We start from the raw sequence: 14,175 nt of genomic DNA, 5'->3' as shown, positions 1-14,175 counted from the left end.
TCGCGGCCTCCCGAGCAGCAGCGATGCCTGGCGCAGATTCCACCGTGTTGGTCATCGACGACGATCCGGACCTCCGCGCGTCGGTCGGGCGGCTGTTGCGATCGCTTAGCATCAATGTTCAGCTATTTGCCTCCATTCCCGACTTCCTGAAGTCCGACCTACCGGATGGGCCCATCTGTCTGGTGCTCGACATCAGAATGCCGGGCCAAAGCGGCCTCGATCTTCAGCGCGAGCTTGCTGCATCAAACAGGGATATCCCGATCATCTTCGTCACGGGGCACGGCGACATACCGATGTCCGTGCAGGCCATGAAACGGGGGGCCATCGAGTTCCTGACCAAGCCGTACCGCGACCAGGATCTCCTCGATGCCATTCAGCTCGGGCTTTCTCGCGATCGTGAACGGCGGGAAAATGACAAGGATCTGGTTGCCTTGAGAGAGCGTTTCGCTTCCCTCAGCCCCAGGGAGCGCGAGATCGTGATTCAAGTCGCACGCGGCCGCCTGAGCAAACAGATCGCCCACGATATCGGGATCGCCGAAGCCACCGTGAAGGTGCACCGCAGCAGGGCGATGCAGAAGATGCAGGCCGGTTCTCTTCCGGAGCTTGGCCGGATGGCCGACAAGCTCAAGCTGGTGCCCGGCACGACGCGGCGCGCTTGAGTGGTCACGTTGCTGCGTGCCATTCGCACGCTCAGATCCGCAGTCGCTTATCTCCAGGCAAACCAACAGAAAAGGCCGACGGGCGTTACGCCGCCGACCTCTTCTTGCAACTGCCGGCTCGTGGGTCCGGTTCCGCTGCGATGCCGGCGTGGGTGCCGGAGCAATAAAGAGCGGCCCACTATGCATTGGTGATCCGCATCGGGTGGATCGTTACAGCAGAGCGATGCCCGGCACCATTGCACGCGGGTATGGCGCGACTGTACCGAGGGCAGTTCGCGCTAGTGATCTAGACACAGGCAGCTATACGTTGGTTTATCGATCATGAAGTGCCATGCAGGGCGCGCGCTATGCCTCGGAGTTTTCGGGCGTCTTGATCGTGCCACAGCACTCATGATCGGACGGCCCGCTCACTCGCGCAGCCTGTAAATCTAGGCTTAGGTCATGCAACCCAATCTGTCATTGCGCGCGACCAGCGTGGAATAGCTCGCGGCTCTCCAAATCGTCAAATTGCGGGCCATTGCCACCTTTGCGGGGACTAGCTCTGCAAAAGCACGCGAGGTCACGATGCGATCGATTTCAGCTTTCGGCCGCTTGGAGCAATTTTATCCTGAACCGAGGCTCGACACCGGGCACCCGGTTCAGGGACCGTCTTCGACACGACCTTTCGTCCCGCAGCGAGTCGGATCGGCCGGCGTTGCCCCGGTCGACGTTTCTTTCGGACCGTTCCGGCTACTTCCGACGCAGCTGCTTCTCCTGGAAGGCGATAAGCCTGTCTGCCTCGGAAGTCGCGCTCTGGAAATCCTGATCGCCTTGCTCGAACGCCGCGGTGAACTGGTCAGTAAGCAGGACTTGATGGCGCGGGTCTGGCCCAACGTCTTTGTCGAGCCAGCGAACCTTACGGTCCATATGTCCGCGCTGCGTCGTGCGCTGCGTGATGGCCGCGACGGGCACCGGTTCATCGTCAACATTCCCGGACGTGGCTACTGCTTCGTCGGCAAGGTCGACGTGCTGGAACACGAGAACTGAGCGCGACCGGTGAAGCATTGTAGAGATCAAACCGTGGTCGCGACGAGAACAGAACAGCCGCTCACCATAGCGAAGATATCCGTCGGCGCCTGGAGCTTCGCGATCCGTGTTTGGCTGGCCACGATCCTGGCGCTTTTCGTGAGTTTTTGGCTGCAGCTTGAATCGCCGACAACGGCCGCCCTTACGGTTGCTGTTCTCGCCGAGCCAACCCGCGGTCAGGCGTTGGACAAGGCGGGTTGGCGTCTGCTCGCCACTGTCGTGGGCGTGACAGCGTCAATCGCAATCACCGGTCTCTTCTCGCAGGCGAGGGATCTGATCCTCGCAGCGTTTGCGGTCTGGCTTGGTGTCTGCGTTTTCGCGGCAAAGCTCCTGGATGGCTATCGGGCTTATGCGGCGGTGCTGTCCGGCTATACGGTCGCATTCATTGCGACACAGCAACTCGACAACCCGCAGCACGTCTTCGAATCCGGTATGGCGCGTGGCGCCGCAATCGTGATCGGCGTTCTTTCGATCGCAGTGGTGAATACGTTGATGTTTGCTCCCGATCGCCGATCGCACTTGGTCACGCAGCTCGCGGCGATTCATCGCCGCGTTCGCCTTTATGCCAGCGCCGCGCGCCGTGGCGAACCAGGCGACTCGACGACGTTCCTGACGTTGCTGCGGGAGATTGTGGCGCTGCGGCCGGAGATCGCGAGCGTAGCTCCGGAGTCGAGCGGCGGGTCGATAGAGAGCGCGGCTGGCCGCAGCTCCGTGGTCTCCCTCATCGCCGAATTGCAGGCTGCTCGGAGCCTGAACAGCGGTTGTGCCCGCGACGGTGACGCTGAAACCGAAATCCTGGGACGGAGTGAGGTCCTTATACGGGACGAACAGGTCTCACAAGATCTGCTCGCCCTCAGTTCGGGGAAGTGGCCGCGGCGATGGTGGCGTGCGCCCCTGTATCGCTCCTATCGAATTGCAGCCGAGAGCGCCATCCGCGCCGCTCTATGGCTCGCGATCACCTCGGCGTTCTACGTGTGGGCCGGGTGGCCTGCTGCGAGCGTTTCGCTGTCTTTCGTGACACTGATGGTCGGATTGGGAGCCACAACTCCGAAACCACGCGGGTTCACGGCGATCGTGCTTGTTGCTACGCCCATCGCAATTGCGCTGACAGGCATGCTCGAGTTCTTCATCCTCGATGGCGCCGATGACTTTCCTCTGCTGGCTATCGGTCTTGCCCCCTTTGTGATCGGCGCGGCGCTGCCCATTGCCTCCGGCAATCTTCTATGGTCCTCACTCGGTCGCACCATTCTAGCCTTCACTATGCTCCTCCTGGCGCCAAGCAATCCGCAGACCTACAATCCGCAAGCCTTCCTCTTTACGTCCATGTTTATTATCGCGGCGGCAGCGTTGCTGCTTGCAGCGCAAACACTGATTCCCCCCTTATCCGATGACGAACGAAGGATGCAGCTTCTGGCGGAGGCCCGCAGGGAGCTGCGTGAGCCGTCTTCTAAAAATGGAGAAACGCCGGAGGAGGCAATGTTCCGGGGTGCCTCACGGCTTGGGCAGTTTCTTTCCGCCGGCGGCGCAGAGGACAGCGAGGCCCTCGCCGAGATGGTCTCTTGTTTCGACCAGTCAGCAATCATCCGGTGCGGTGGTTCGAAGCCGACCCCACCCGGGGACGGGCGTTACGACAAAGATCTCGATTTACCGGAGGTAACCTGATGGCACACACCTTTGCAGAGCTGGTGATCGGTGGCGTCCTGTTCGCTCCGTTTCTAACTTACCTCGCGGTAGCTCTCATCATGATCCTCGCGCTTCGGCCCCTTCTGCATGCCGTCGGCTTTGCGAAGATGTTCAGCCACGCCGCGATCGCCGAGATGAGCCTGTTTGTGACGGTTCTAGGCCTGTTGATTCTGTTGATCTAGAGGAGGGCGCAATGGATGCGGTCGTTCATGATGTGACTGTTCGTGAGATACAGGCAAATGCCGCTTTGTCGAGTGCAACCGAGGAATCGGTTCGTCGAGTAAGCCTAGTCGACCAACCGGCGCTGAGGGTATCGGAAGGTCACACCGATGATGTGCCGACCGCACCGGCTCCAGTGAAATCGACGCCGCCACTCCGAAACGATGGCTCGCGAGCCGGGCGGCTTCTGGTGCGCAAGCTGGCGACCGTCGGAATCGCCGCGACGGCGGTGCTGGCTGCGCTCGTGTCCTGGGACCAGTATAACGCCGGACCGTGGACGCGCGATGGGCGGCTGCGCGTGCAGGTGGCGAGTGTTGCGCCGGAGATCTCCGGGAGAATCAAGGAGCTGCGAGTCGTCGACAACCAATTTGTCCATAAGGGCGACGTTCTGTACGTCGTCGACCCCTTTGATTTCGAGGTGGCGCTGCGCACGAACAAGGCGGCCCTCCAGCAGAAGATGGCGGATCTGAGCGTGAAGGCATTGCAGTCCGAGCGGCGGAGCCGCCTGTCTGATTTGGCTGCGTCCACCGAGCAGAAGCAGGTCTATGAGGGAAACGCGCTTCAAGCAAAGGCGGTTGTCGAGTCGGCCGAGCAGCAGGTTGCGCAGGCGGAGATCAACCTGCAGCGCACCGAAGTGCGCAGTCCGGTGAATGGAATCGTCACCAATCTCCTGCTCCGGGAGGGTGACTACGCACATCTTGGTGCCGCAAACGTCTCCATCATCGACACGGATAGCTATTGGGTCGACGGCTATTTCGAGGAGACCAAGCTGGCGAGGCTGTGCGTAGGTGATCGTGCTGAGGCCAAGCTGATGGGGTATTCGGCGCCGATTACAGGCCATATCGCAACAGTGACGCGTGGCGTCAGCGTATCCAATGCGGCCGCTGCCACGCAGGGCCTGCCCAACGTCGATCCAGTCTACACCTGGGTCCGTCTGGCGCAGCGCGTGCCAGTCCGGATCGCGATTGATCACGTTCCGGCCGGCGTGCCGCTGGTGTCGGGTCTGACAGCAACTGTGACGATTCGGAACGGCACGGATGGCGAGAGTGCAGCGCTCTTGCAAAGAGCCCGCGCCGAACTCGAAACGAGCTTCTTCGGATTGATCGGCAGAGCCTCGGCGCGGCCGGGCTGCATTCCAAACCCGGCGTGAGTCTGAACGACAGCTTCAACGCGGTCAGTCTGTTCGCTAGTGCGCAGGCTGCTCGGTAAGCCAAGGTTCAGCTGATGCAACCACAGCCGTACCCGGAACGACTCGCGTGCAATAGAAGATCGCCTAAAGAACTGTAACTCTCCTCGTAACAATTCCCCTTGCGGAGTTCGATCATGAGGAGACTAGCCGTTCTCGTCGCTTCCGCCGCGATTATCGCATCTGCGGCCCAGTCGCTTGCGGCTGATTGTACCTCAAGCAAGGACGTCGATGCCTTTTGCAAGCGCTGGCCGACCGTGCAGAGCCAGTCGGCCAATCCCGAAGAGAAAGACAAGAGCTGTCGGGCCTACGCCGCTTCATTCTACGAGTCGGTGATGTTGCGGCAAATGGCAGCCAACCGCGTCGATGGAGCGCGGGTCCTGGCCGCGCTCGATTCCGTGATCAACGCCTTCAACGACCTGCTGGCGACAAAGTGCGGCAGCTGAGCCTCACCATTCGTGGCCAATCGCAACTCAAGAGGTGCGCAGATGATCCTGTTTCCGCTGATGACCACCTGGATGTGGTTCCAAATATTCGTTGCTTCGCCGCTGTCTGCCTCGCGCCGCCTCCTCGAGGACACGAGCGACGCGTGCCTTTCGCTGCTCCCCATTCGAGCCAAAGGAGACTGAACGTGACCCAGGTCTACTTCCACTGCTCCAACACGAAGAAGGTGTTTGTCGACCGTCGCGGCGCCTTGGTGGATGATCTCGTTGAGGCGTGCGATCACGCGACCCGCATCGTGCGATCCTTGATCGACGAGCGCAGCCTCGAGGATTGGCGTGACTGGGCCTTGCATGTCAGCGACGAGCAGGGCGGTGAACTGTTTGTTGTTCCCTTCACTTTCGTGCTCGGCAAGTCTCATTGAGGTCGCTATGGCAGTTCATTCACTTACACAAAATGCGCTGTACTGCTCCTTCTGCGGCAAGAGCCAGCACGAGGTCCGCAAGGTCATCGCAGGTCCGACGGCGTTCATCTGCGACGAATGCGTCCAACTCTGCGTGGACATGATCCGCGACGAGAACAGGTCCTCGCCGGTAGAGTCGCCTGACGGCGTTCCGACCCCGAAGGATATCTGCGAGGTCCTCGACGACTATGTGATCGGTCAGAGCCACGCCAAGAAGGTCCTCTCGGTCGCTGTCCACAATCACTACAAGCGGCTCAACCATCAGACCAAGCACAACGACGTCGAACTCGCGAAATCGAACATCCTGCTGATCGGGCCGACAGGTGCGGGCAAGACGCTGCTCGCGCAGACGCTCGCCCGCATCCTCGACGTGCCTTTCACGATGGCGGATGCCACCACGCTGACCGAAGCGGGCTATGTCGGCGAGGACGTCGAGAGCATCGTCCTGAAGCTGTTGCAGGCCGCCGACTACGACGTTGAGCGTGCCCAGCGCGGCATCGTCTATATCGACGAAATCGACAAGATCAGCCGCAAGTCCGAGAATCCGTCGATTACTCGCGACGTATCAGGCGAGGGCGTGCAGCAGGCGCTGCTCAAGATCATCGAAGGCACGGTCGCTTCAGTTCCGCCGAAGGGCGGCCGCAAGCATCCGGAGCAGGAGCTTCTGCAGGTCGACACCACCAACATCTTGTTCATCTGCGGTGGTGCGTTCTCGGGTCTGGAGAAAATCATCTCCGCGCGCGGCCGTTCGACCTCCATCGGCTTCGGAGCCCAGGTACTCGCACCGGAAGACCGCCGCAGCGGTGAGATATTCCGCCATGTCGAACCAGAGGACCTCTCGAAGTATGGGCTGATCGCCGAATTCGTCGGCCGCCTGCCGGTGGTCGCCACGCTCGAGGACCTGGACGAGACCTCGCTGAAGAAGATCCTCACCGATCCGAAGAACGCGCTGGTGAAACAATACCAGCGCCTGTTCGAGATGGAGAACATCGAACTGACCTTCGCAGACGAGGCACTTGGCGCGGTTGCGCGCAAGGCGATCGAACGCAAGACCGGCGCGCGCGGACTGCGCTCGATCCTCGAAAGCATCCTGCTCGAGACCATGTTCGATCTGCCGGGTCTCGAAGGCGTCGAGCAAGTCGTGATCTCGCGCGAAGTGGCGGAGGGGACCGCGCGTCCGCTCTACATCTACGCCGATCGGCCCGATCGTGCGGTGGCAGGCGGCGCGCAATTCAGAAGAGGCTGAAGATGGAAGAATTCTTTCGATTTATCCAAGCGTCTGGGCGCGAACGAAGCCGCCCGATTCATGAAGCCTGCGCGATTAGCGACAGCGTCATTCCGTCGGCTCCCGTCAGCAAGCAGGACAAGAAACCGCCGATGGGTCAAGCAATCAGCAACATCAATGCCGGAGTTGTCTCGTGATCAAGATCATTGCGGTGCTTTGCAGCCTGTCTTCTCCGGCGAATTGCCACGAGCAGATCGTCACCACGTCGGATTTCGCCAACGTCTCGGTGCAGTCGTGCCTGATGGGCGCGCCGCAGCTTGCCGACTGGATGACGCAGCATCCGGCCGAGCGTCTCGCGGCATGGCGCTGCGTGATCGGCAAACAGGACGGCAGGGGAGCCTAAGGTAGAAATTGGGTCGCCAGCAGGTTCGGTGGTTCAGATCGAGCCGGATATTGGTTCGGATGTTCACAAGTTCCTTGTTGGTGGCTGACCCGAAGCGGCCGGCTGGAACTCCCCGAAAACTGTCTTGAGCCTCGGCGCAGCAAAATCGAGGAAAGCGCGGACCTTGATCGGCAGAAACCGGTTGGCCGCGTACACGAGATTGATCGGCAGCGGTTCGGGCTGGAACTCATCGAGCAGAGTCGTGAGATCACCGCGCTTGAGCGCTGCCTGGAAATGATAGGCGAAGGCAGAGGTAATGCCGATGCCGGCGCATGCTGCGTCACAGGCTGCTTCCGCGCTGCCGACCACAAGCCGTGCGCGTACGGGCACCGCGACAGCTGTCTTATTCTTGAAGAATGTCCAGACATCGGGCGACATGAAACCCGCATAGGTGATGCAATCATGCCCGGCGAGTTCGTCCGGCGTGCGCGGTGCTCCGTGGGCTGCGAGGTAGGCTGGACTGGCGCAAACGACGCGACGCGTCGTGCCGACGCGTACCGCAATCAGGCTGCTGTCGGGCAGGGGCCCGATGCGTAAGCCAAGGTCGATCTGCTCCTGAAACAGGCTCTGCACGCGGTCGGCGAGCTGCAAGCTTGCCTTGATATCCGGGTAGGCCTTGAGGAAATCCGCGAGGATCGGAATGAGGTAAGCGCGGCCAAGTCCCACCGGAGCGGTTACGATCAGCTCTCCGGTCGGCTCAGAATATTCGCCGGATGCGGCGCGCTCGGCCTCGGTTACATCAGCCAAGATCCGCTTGCAGGCGGCGAAGTAGGAGCTGCCTGCATCGGTCAGGACCAGCTTGCGGCTTGAACGGTTGAACAGCTTCGTGCGGAGATGGGACTCGAGCTCGGAGACCTTGCGGCTGACCGTTGCAAGTGGCGTCTTCAGTCGCCGCGCGGCGGCCGACAAGCTGCCAGTCTCGACCACGGCCAGAAAAGTCGACATCGACTCCAGGCGATCCATCGGTCCGTCCCTCCCATTTTGTGGAAAGATAGCTCTCAAAATTAACGTATAGCGTCAAATTTCGGAAGGTCATAGGTGTGGACGGCAAAGGAGAACGTCCATGAGCACGACGACCCAAGGCACTGCCCTCATCACGGGCGCATCCGCTGGCATCGGAGCCCTCTATGCCGATCGTCTGGCCAAGCGTGGTTATGACCTGATCCTGGTCGCCCGCGACAAGACCCGTCTCGCCAGCCTGGCGCAGCGCTTGCGCAGTTCAAGCGGCCGCTCCGTTGATACGGTCGCAGCCGACCTCAACGACCAGACGGATCTCGCCAAGATCGAGGCGATCCTGCGCGCCAACGCGGACATCACGCTCCTGGTCAACAATGCCGGCGTCGGGGCCACAGCGCCGCTGCTCAACGCCGACGTCGCGAAAATGGATGAGATGATCCGCCTCAATGTCGGCGCGCTCACGCGCCTGAGCTATGCCGCGGCCCCGGGCTTCGTCGCCCGTGGCGTCGGCACCATCATCAACATTTCGTCGATCGTCGCGATTTCTCCCGAGACGCTCAATGGCGTTTACGGTGGCAGCAAGGCCTACGTGTTGGCTTTCTCGCTCTCGCTGCATCACGAACTCGCCGAGAAGGGTGTGCGCATCCAGGCCGTCCTGCCCGGCGCAACCGCGACAGATTTCTGGGACGTCGCCGGCGTGCCGTTGCACCACCTCCCGGCCGCGATCGTAATGTCCGTCGACGACATGGTCGACGCCGCTCTGGCCGGTCTCGACCAGGGTGAGGTCGTCACCATTCCCGCGCTCGCCGACAAGACCGACTGGGATAGATACGAGGCCGCGCGCCGCGCGATGTCCGGCAAGCTCTCAAGCGCCGTTCCCGCTCCCCGATACGGGGTCAGAGCGAACGGCCCCACGCCGAACGCTGCCGTAGCGTCTGCAAAGTAACCCAATCCCCACCGTAACCAGGAAAGTCGAACCAAAGGAGATGTAGTCATGAAACGTCTAGTACTGTTTGCCGCCGTTGCCCTCGCCATCGCGAACGGAATCGGTGCGGCCGCCGCTGCCGAACTCCCCATTTATGAATCAACAGGCTTCCCGATCACCGCGCACCAGGTTTCCGTGATGGGCGCGGGGCATGTTGAGGAGGCTTCCTCCGTCCCCGCGCTGACGCTGGGTGGCATGCCTGCCTCGCCCAGTCAGATCCAGGTCTTGACGGTGCACAAGCAGCTTCTCGGCGGCAAGCCGCAAAGCTGACGGCCTATGCGTAACTAAGGAGCCAACGCGCGACGGTGATTCAATCTGACCCCATCGCGCTTTAGCTCCTACTGGATCGGCCACGCAAGCTGAGGATTGGAGAAGCTGTGGAGTTCGATTTCGAAAAGATGGGCGCGCCCGAGCGCTACAAATTGCTGCTGGCGACAGTTTTGCCGCGGCCGATCGCATGGGTGACGACGCGGGATGCTGCCGGGGCCATCAACGCCGCGCCGTTCTCGTTCTTCAATGTCTTCGGCAGCGACCCCGCGACCGTTGGTATTGGCATTGGCAGCAAGGGACCGGCTGAGCCAAAGGACACGCGCGCCAATATTCGCAGCAACGAGCAGTTCGTCGTCAATCTGGTGCCGTTCGCACTGGCCGAGCAGATGCGCGTCACGTCGATTGCCTTTCCCAGAGGCGTCGAGGAGCCGAAAGAGGCGGAACTGTCGCTGGCGCCCTCGATGCGGGTCGGAGTTCCCCGTATCGCGGATGCACCGGTCTCGATGGAGTGCATCTTCATGCAGGAAATCGCGCTGGGCAGCTTCAGCCTGGTGCTCGGCAAGATCCTGATGGTGCATGTCAGGGACGAGGCCGTGACCAACGCGGCGCGGCAGCACGTCGATGCCGAAAAGCTTGACCTGATCGGCCGCATGGAAGGCGGTTGGTACACGCGCACGCGCGAGCGCTTTGAAATGCCGGCGATCGCACTAGAGGATTGGAAGGGAAAGCCATGAACGAGTTGCTCACGAAAGTTCTCGACGCCCATGGCGGCCTGGAGCGCTGGCGTAGCTACAACAAGGTTGAGGCCACGATTGTCAGTGGCGGCGGCTTCTTTGCCTTGAAAGGCGTGCTGCAGGACGCGAATCCGCGCCGCATGACTGTATGGCTGCACGAGGAGCGATCGTCCGTCACGCCTTATGGCGCGGCCGATCAGCGCACGATGTTCACGCCCGACCGGATCGCCATCGAGAAGCTGGACGGCACCGTCGTTGCCGAGCGGCGCATGCCAAGGGATTCATTTGCGGGACACCAGATGCACACGCCCTGGGATCCCCTGCATCGCGCCTATTTCAACGGCGAAGCCCTATGGACCTATCTCGCGACGCCCTTCGCCTTTGCAATGGACGGCTTCCGCGTCGAGGAGATAGCGCCCTGGCAGGAGGGGAAAGAGACCTGGCGAGTGCTGCGGGTTTATTTCCCCGGCTCGGTCGAGACGCATTGCCAGATTCAGGATTTCTTCTTCGACGAGCACTTTGAGCTGCGCCGCCACGACTACAGTGTCAACATCGCCGGTGGCTTCCCCGCCGCGCAACTGATGCTGGAATATACCGAGGCCAACGGCATGCGGTTGCCGAGCAAGCGGCGCGCCTATACGCGCGGCCCCGACCGGCGCCCGATCCTGGATATGCTGATGGTGTCGATCGACATCAGCGACGTAACCTTTTCGTAAGGCGCTCTCAGGCGCGCGGGTGAGGCCGGTCGTCATCGATTTGCAGGAATTTGGATCGCTTCACTCGCTCCTTGCTGCCTGGTCGCGTATCGATTTGCCTCGCGAGGCAGATCGCTTCGCAAGTGTTCGGTGCCCGGCGCGTGCCCGACCTTCGTTCTCGCCGGGCCTACTCGCGGCCGGTCCTTTCCCTCCCGGGGACCGGCCGCGCCCTCCGTTCGACTGACGTGTTGGATCGGAAGGATGCGGAGGTCCTTTGGATCGATGAAATCAACGAGCGAAATTTTGGAGGAGACAATGAAAAAGCTTCTCACTTGTGCTGCAGCGGCGAGTTGCTTGCTCGCATCCTTCTCCGTCGCGCAGGCTCGCTCCGCGTATGATGGGTCTTGGGATCTTCGCTTCGTGACGCAAAGGGGCGCTTGCGATTCGACCTACAACTTCTCGGTCAACGTCAACAATGGCGTCGTCACGCATCCGAATCTGGTGAGGTTCAGAGGTTATGTGGCGCGCTCAGGTGCCGTTCGCGCTTCCGTGACGGTTCAGGACAAATACGCGTCCGGCTCAGGCCGGGTCTCGGGCAGTTCAGGTCGTGGGACATGGAGCGGCTATTCGGGAGGTTCGCGTTGCTCTGGCTATTGGACCGCCGAGCGAAACTAACGACTAGATTGATGCTTTCGCATTCGCGACTATTTGCCCGGATTCGCATTGCTTCACTCGCACCGACGTTCCGTGTCGGATACGAATTGGCCTCGCGGAGGCAGACAGCTTCGCAAGTGCTTCGCCCCGGCGCCTTGTCCCTTCGCCGTGGCTTCCCGCGGCCGGTTCCCCCTCCCGAGGGCCGGCCGCCCCGTCCCCAAGGCCGACGAGCGACGGCGCTGGATCGAAGGGGCCTGGAAGCACCTTGGATCGGTAAAGTCCCGATCGTTGAGCACAAACCGGACGGAGGATTTGCTTCATGACCTATGATCATTTCTTTTCCGCCGCGCTTGCCCGCCTGCATCAGGAACGGCGCTACCGGGTGTTCGCCGATCTCGAGCGCATCGCCGGGCGTTTCCCGCACGCAACATGGCATTCCCCGGACGGCCCGCGCCCCGTCGTGGTCTGGTGCTCGAACGACTACCTGGGCATGGGCCAGCATCCCAAGGTGATCGGCGGGATGGTTGAAACGGCGACGCGGATGGGCGCGGGGGCCGGTGGCACGCGCAATATTTCCGGCACCAACCATCCGCTGGTCGAGTTGGAGCGCGAACTCGCTGACCTCCACGGCAAGGAAGCGGCGCTGGTCTTCACCTCGGGCTACGTATCCAACGAAACCGGCATCCCTACCATCGCCGGGCTGCTTCCTGATTGCGTGATCCTGTCGGACGCCTGGAACCACAATTCGATGATCGAAGGCGTGCGGCGTGCGGGCGTGGACAAGAAGATCTGGCGCCACAATGACGTCGGTCATCTCCAGGAATTACTGGCGGCGGAGGCCCCGGAGCGGCCGAAGCTGATCGTGTTCGAGTCGCTCTATTCGATGGACGGCGACATCGCGCCCGTGAATCAAATCTGCGATCTCGCGGAGCGCTATGGCGCCATGACCTATATCGACGAGGTCCATTCGGTCGGGATGTATGGACCGCGCGGTGCCGGCATCGCCGCGCGTGAAGGGACCTTGCACCGCATTGACGTGGTCGAGGGAACGCTTGCGAAGGCCTTCGGCGGTCTCGGCGGCTATATCGCGGCAAATGCCGATATCATCGATGCGGTGCGCTCCTACGCGCCGGGCTTCATTTTCACCACCGCACTGCCGCCGGCGGTTTGCGCCGCCGCGACCGCGGCGATCCGGCACCTCAAGACTTCGCAATGGGAGCGAGATCGCCACCAGGAACGCGCGGCACGGGTCAAGGCTGTGCTCAATGCGGTGGGCCTGCCGGTCATGCCGAGCGAGACGCACATTGTGCCGGTCATCATGGGTGAAGCGGAGACGTGCAAGAAGGCGAGCGATCTCCTGCTCGCCGAGCATGGCATTTATGTGCAGCCGATCAATTATCCGACTGTCCCGCGCGGCACCGAGCGGCTGCGCATCACGCCGACGCCCTACCATGATGACAAACTAGTTCACGCACTGGCTGAAGCGCTGGTCGATGTATGGGTGCGCCTTGGATTGCCGTTGCGACGGCATCCGCTCGCGGCGGAGTGATCCCGTAACGCCGCGCTTGCCCGGGAGCCGCCCGCCTTGAGAAAGATTCACACAGGAAGCCGAGACGATAGCTGCTCTGGATGGCGCTCGCGGGATTCGGGCCTCCAACCGTCTGATCACGTTGGGCGCAGCCTTGAAGTGACTTTGCCCAGCACGGCTGCCTTTGCCTTATGAACTGGCGTCTCTGCCGGAGAGCCGAGCCAATCGAGCGACGACCAAGGATCGCGAAGGCCACCCTGTGTGAGTTTAGATTCGCGCACGCAACATATTTGCAACACGCTATACCTAACGTATTGACATCATTGCCATGGAGACGGTTTTCTAAGCCGTAGGTCTGAGGGATCTTGTTGGGCCGTCTGCTGGCTTGACCTATGCATCGTGACTCCGACGAGACATGAAATCTCAATGGCAAGAGGAGTTCATCTCGCTTGCCTGTTCGGGACCGAAGACCAGTATCAATAGCCTGCGGCTCGGCGATCCGGCTTGTCGCGAGATCAAGTGGGCTTGACCTCTGGAATTCGGAAACTGTTTACCATTTGACAATAATTCGCTTCTTGTGAACCAGCGGGTCCGGTACATACTCGCGGTACACGCAACCCGCCGCGGTTGTCCGGAAACGCTGTTTTTCCTGCAGTTTTCGAGCCCTTAAGGGCCTTGGCAGAGAATCCCTCCCTCTCCGCCAGAATAAGACGGCTTCGAGAAAGCCCCGTAAAATTAGGCCTTACTGCACGCCAGAGATCTCTGGTGTAGCCCCAGGGTAGCTCTAGCTCTGGTCTGTCAGGAGGTTGTCCATCTGGTCTGAACCAAGGAACCTGAGGCTGCGAAGCTTCAGTATTCCAGGGAGAGACCAGATGAACAGCCACAAGAATGCGCCTTTGACCCCCAAAGGTCGAGAGGCGATGGTGCGAAGCGTAGTCGAGGGCGGGCTGAGCAAAGCCGACGCGGCTT

General features: G+C 61.2%; 17 protein-coding genes. 16 read left to right on the top strand and 1 reads right to left on the bottom strand.

Annotated features, from left to right (window positions below; all coding sequences use genetic code 11):
* Positions 1 to 23: 23 nt before the first annotated feature.
* The 10 genes from EAV90_RS15070 (at position 24) to EAV90_RS15030 (ending at position 7,344) form a co-directional block, all read left to right on the top strand.
* The gene (locus EAV90_RS15070; RefSeq protein WP_129143922.1) at positions 24 to 659 is read left to right on the top strand and encodes a response regulator transcription factor; all 636 of its coding nucleotides are present in this window, start codon (positions 24 to 26) and stop codon (positions 657 to 659) included.
* 564 nt (positions 660 to 1,223) lie between these two features.
* Positions 1,224 to 1,685: a winged helix-turn-helix domain-containing protein gene (locus tag EAV90_RS15065; RefSeq protein ID WP_129143832.1), complete on the top strand. Its 462-nt coding sequence runs from the start codon at positions 1,224 to 1,226 to the stop codon at positions 1,683 to 1,685.
* A gap of 9 nt (positions 1,686 to 1,694) precedes the next feature.
* Positions 1,695 to 3,386: an FUSC family protein gene (locus EAV90_RS15060; protein ID WP_129143831.1), complete on the top strand. Its 1,692-nt coding sequence runs from the start codon at positions 1,695 to 1,697 to the stop codon at positions 3,384 to 3,386.
* A complete protein-coding gene (locus EAV90_RS15055) occupies positions 3,386 to 3,589 on the top strand; it encodes a DUF1656 domain-containing protein (RefSeq protein ID WP_129143830.1) in 204 nt (67 codons plus the stop codon). Before EAV90_RS15060 ends, EAV90_RS15055 begins: the two co-directional genes overlap by 1 nt.
* An 11-nt stretch (positions 3,590 to 3,600) precedes the next feature.
* Positions 3,601 to 4,776, top strand: a complete 1,176-nt coding sequence (locus tag EAV90_RS15050) for an HlyD family secretion protein (protein WP_129143829.1) — start codon at positions 3,601 to 3,603, stop codon at positions 4,774 to 4,776.
* Between the two features lie 173 nt (positions 4,777 to 4,949).
* Positions 4,950 to 5,258 (top strand): hypothetical protein, encoded by a 309-nt coding sequence (locus tag EAV90_RS15045; protein WP_129143828.1) that lies wholly within the window; start codon positions 4,950 to 4,952, stop codon positions 5,256 to 5,258.
* A gap of 185 nt (positions 5,259 to 5,443) precedes the next feature.
* Positions 5,444 to 5,677, top strand: coding sequence for a DUF6894 family protein (locus EAV90_RS15040; RefSeq protein ID WP_129143827.1), 234 nt, complete (start codon positions 5,444 to 5,446; stop codon positions 5,675 to 5,677).
* Positions 5,678 to 5,684: 7 nt separating this feature from the next.
* On the top strand, positions 5,685 to 6,962 hold the full coding sequence (clpX, locus tag EAV90_RS15035) for an ATP-dependent Clp protease ATP-binding subunit ClpX (RefSeq protein ID WP_129143826.1): 1,278 nt from the start codon (positions 5,685 to 5,687) through the stop codon (positions 6,960 to 6,962).
* A gap of 2 nt (positions 6,963 to 6,964) precedes the next feature.
* Positions 6,965 to 7,138 carry a hypothetical protein gene (locus tag EAV90_RS39505; RefSeq protein ID WP_164936949.1) on the top strand — a complete coding sequence of 58 codons (174 nt, stop codon included), beginning with the start codon at positions 6,965 to 6,967 and terminating at the stop codon, positions 7,136 to 7,138.
* A complete protein-coding gene (locus EAV90_RS15030; RefSeq protein WP_057020993.1) occupies positions 7,135 to 7,344 on the top strand; it encodes a hypothetical protein in 210 nt (69 codons plus the stop codon). Before EAV90_RS39505 ends, EAV90_RS15030 begins: the two co-directional genes overlap by 4 nt.
* A 63-nt stretch (positions 7,345 to 7,407) precedes the next feature.
* On the opposite strand, the gene EAV90_RS15025 is transcribed toward EAV90_RS15030, so the two are convergent.
* Positions 7,408 to 8,346: a LysR family transcriptional regulator gene (locus tag EAV90_RS15025; protein ID WP_129143825.1), complete on the bottom strand. Its 939-nt coding sequence runs from the start codon at positions 8,344 to 8,346 to the stop codon at positions 7,408 to 7,410.
* 100 nt (positions 8,347 to 8,446) lie between these two features.
* Between EAV90_RS15025 and EAV90_RS15020 the strand changes: the two genes are divergently transcribed.
* From EAV90_RS15020 to hemA, 6 genes are all read left to right on the top strand, one after another.
* Positions 8,447 to 9,286, top strand: a complete 840-nt coding sequence (locus tag EAV90_RS15020; protein ID WP_129143824.1) for an SDR family NAD(P)-dependent oxidoreductase — start codon at positions 8,447 to 8,449, stop codon at positions 9,284 to 9,286.
* A gap of 48 nt (positions 9,287 to 9,334) precedes the next feature.
* Positions 9,335 to 9,595 (top strand): hypothetical protein, encoded by a 261-nt coding sequence (locus EAV90_RS15015; RefSeq protein ID WP_129143823.1) that lies wholly within the window; start codon positions 9,335 to 9,337, stop codon positions 9,593 to 9,595.
* A gap of 107 nt (positions 9,596 to 9,702) precedes the next feature.
* Positions 9,703 to 10,329 (top strand): flavin reductase family protein, encoded by a 627-nt coding sequence (locus EAV90_RS15010; RefSeq protein WP_129143822.1) that lies wholly within the window; start codon positions 9,703 to 9,705, stop codon positions 10,327 to 10,329.
* A complete protein-coding gene (locus tag EAV90_RS15005; protein ID WP_129143821.1) occupies positions 10,326 to 11,045 on the top strand; it encodes a hypothetical protein in 720 nt (239 codons plus the stop codon). Before EAV90_RS15010 ends, EAV90_RS15005 begins: the two co-directional genes overlap by 4 nt.
* Positions 11,046 to 11,339: 294 nt before the next feature.
* On the top strand, positions 11,340 to 11,699 hold the full coding sequence (locus EAV90_RS15000) for a hypothetical protein (protein WP_245509522.1): 360 nt from the start codon (positions 11,340 to 11,342) through the stop codon (positions 11,697 to 11,699).
* 298 nt (positions 11,700 to 11,997) lie between these two features.
* Entirely contained in the window at positions 11,998 to 13,227 is a 1,230-nt protein-coding gene (gene hemA, locus EAV90_RS14995) for a 5-aminolevulinate synthase (RefSeq protein ID WP_129143820.1), read from the top strand.
* Positions 13,228 to 14,175 lie beyond the last annotated feature (948 nt).

It is taken from the genome of Bradyrhizobium vignae, assembly GCF_004114425.1.
GTDB lineage: Bacteria > Pseudomonadota > Alphaproteobacteria > Rhizobiales > Xanthobacteraceae > Bradyrhizobium > Bradyrhizobium vignae.
The sequence above is the reverse complement of the archived record's forward strand: the minus strand, read 5'-3'. Positions and strand labels throughout refer to the sequence as shown.

Coding starts and splice junctions, on each gene's coding strand:
- EAV90_RS15070 (WP_129143922.1), top strand. CDS start 24: ATGCCTGGCGCAGATTCCACCGTGTTGGTCATCGACGACGATCCGGAC.
- EAV90_RS15065 (WP_129143832.1), top strand. CDS start 1,224: ATGCGATCGATTTCAGCTTTCGGCCGCTTGGAGCAATTTTATCCTGAA.
- EAV90_RS15055 (WP_129143830.1), top strand. CDS start 3,386: ATGGCACACACCTTTGCAGAGCTGGTGATCGGTGGCGTCCTGTTCGCT.
- EAV90_RS15050 (WP_129143829.1), top strand. CDS start 3,601: ATGGATGCGGTCGTTCATGATGTGACTGTTCGTGAGATACAGGCAAAT.
- EAV90_RS15045 (WP_129143828.1), top strand. CDS start 4,950: ATGAGGAGACTAGCCGTTCTCGTCGCTTCCGCCGCGATTATCGCATCT.
- clpX (WP_129143826.1), top strand. CDS start 5,685: ATGGCAGTTCATTCACTTACACAAAATGCGCTGTACTGCTCCTTCTGC.
- EAV90_RS39505 (WP_164936949.1), top strand. CDS start 6,965: ATGGAAGAATTCTTTCGATTTATCCAAGCGTCTGGGCGCGAACGAAGC.
- EAV90_RS15025 (WP_129143825.1), bottom strand. CDS start 8,346: ATGGATCGCCTGGAGTCGATGTCGACTTTTCTGGCCGTGGTCGAGACT.
- EAV90_RS15020 (WP_129143824.1), top strand. CDS start 8,447: ATGAGCACGACGACCCAAGGCACTGCCCTCATCACGGGCGCATCCGCT.
- EAV90_RS15015 (WP_129143823.1), top strand. CDS start 9,335: ATGAAACGTCTAGTACTGTTTGCCGCCGTTGCCCTCGCCATCGCGAAC.
- EAV90_RS15005 (WP_129143821.1), top strand. CDS start 10,326: ATGAACGAGTTGCTCACGAAAGTTCTCGACGCCCATGGCGGCCTGGAG.
- EAV90_RS15000 (WP_245509522.1), top strand. CDS start 11,340: ATGAAAAAGCTTCTCACTTGTGCTGCAGCGGCGAGTTGCTTGCTCGCA.
- hemA (WP_129143820.1), top strand. CDS start 11,998: ATGACCTATGATCATTTCTTTTCCGCCGCGCTTGCCCGCCTGCATCAG.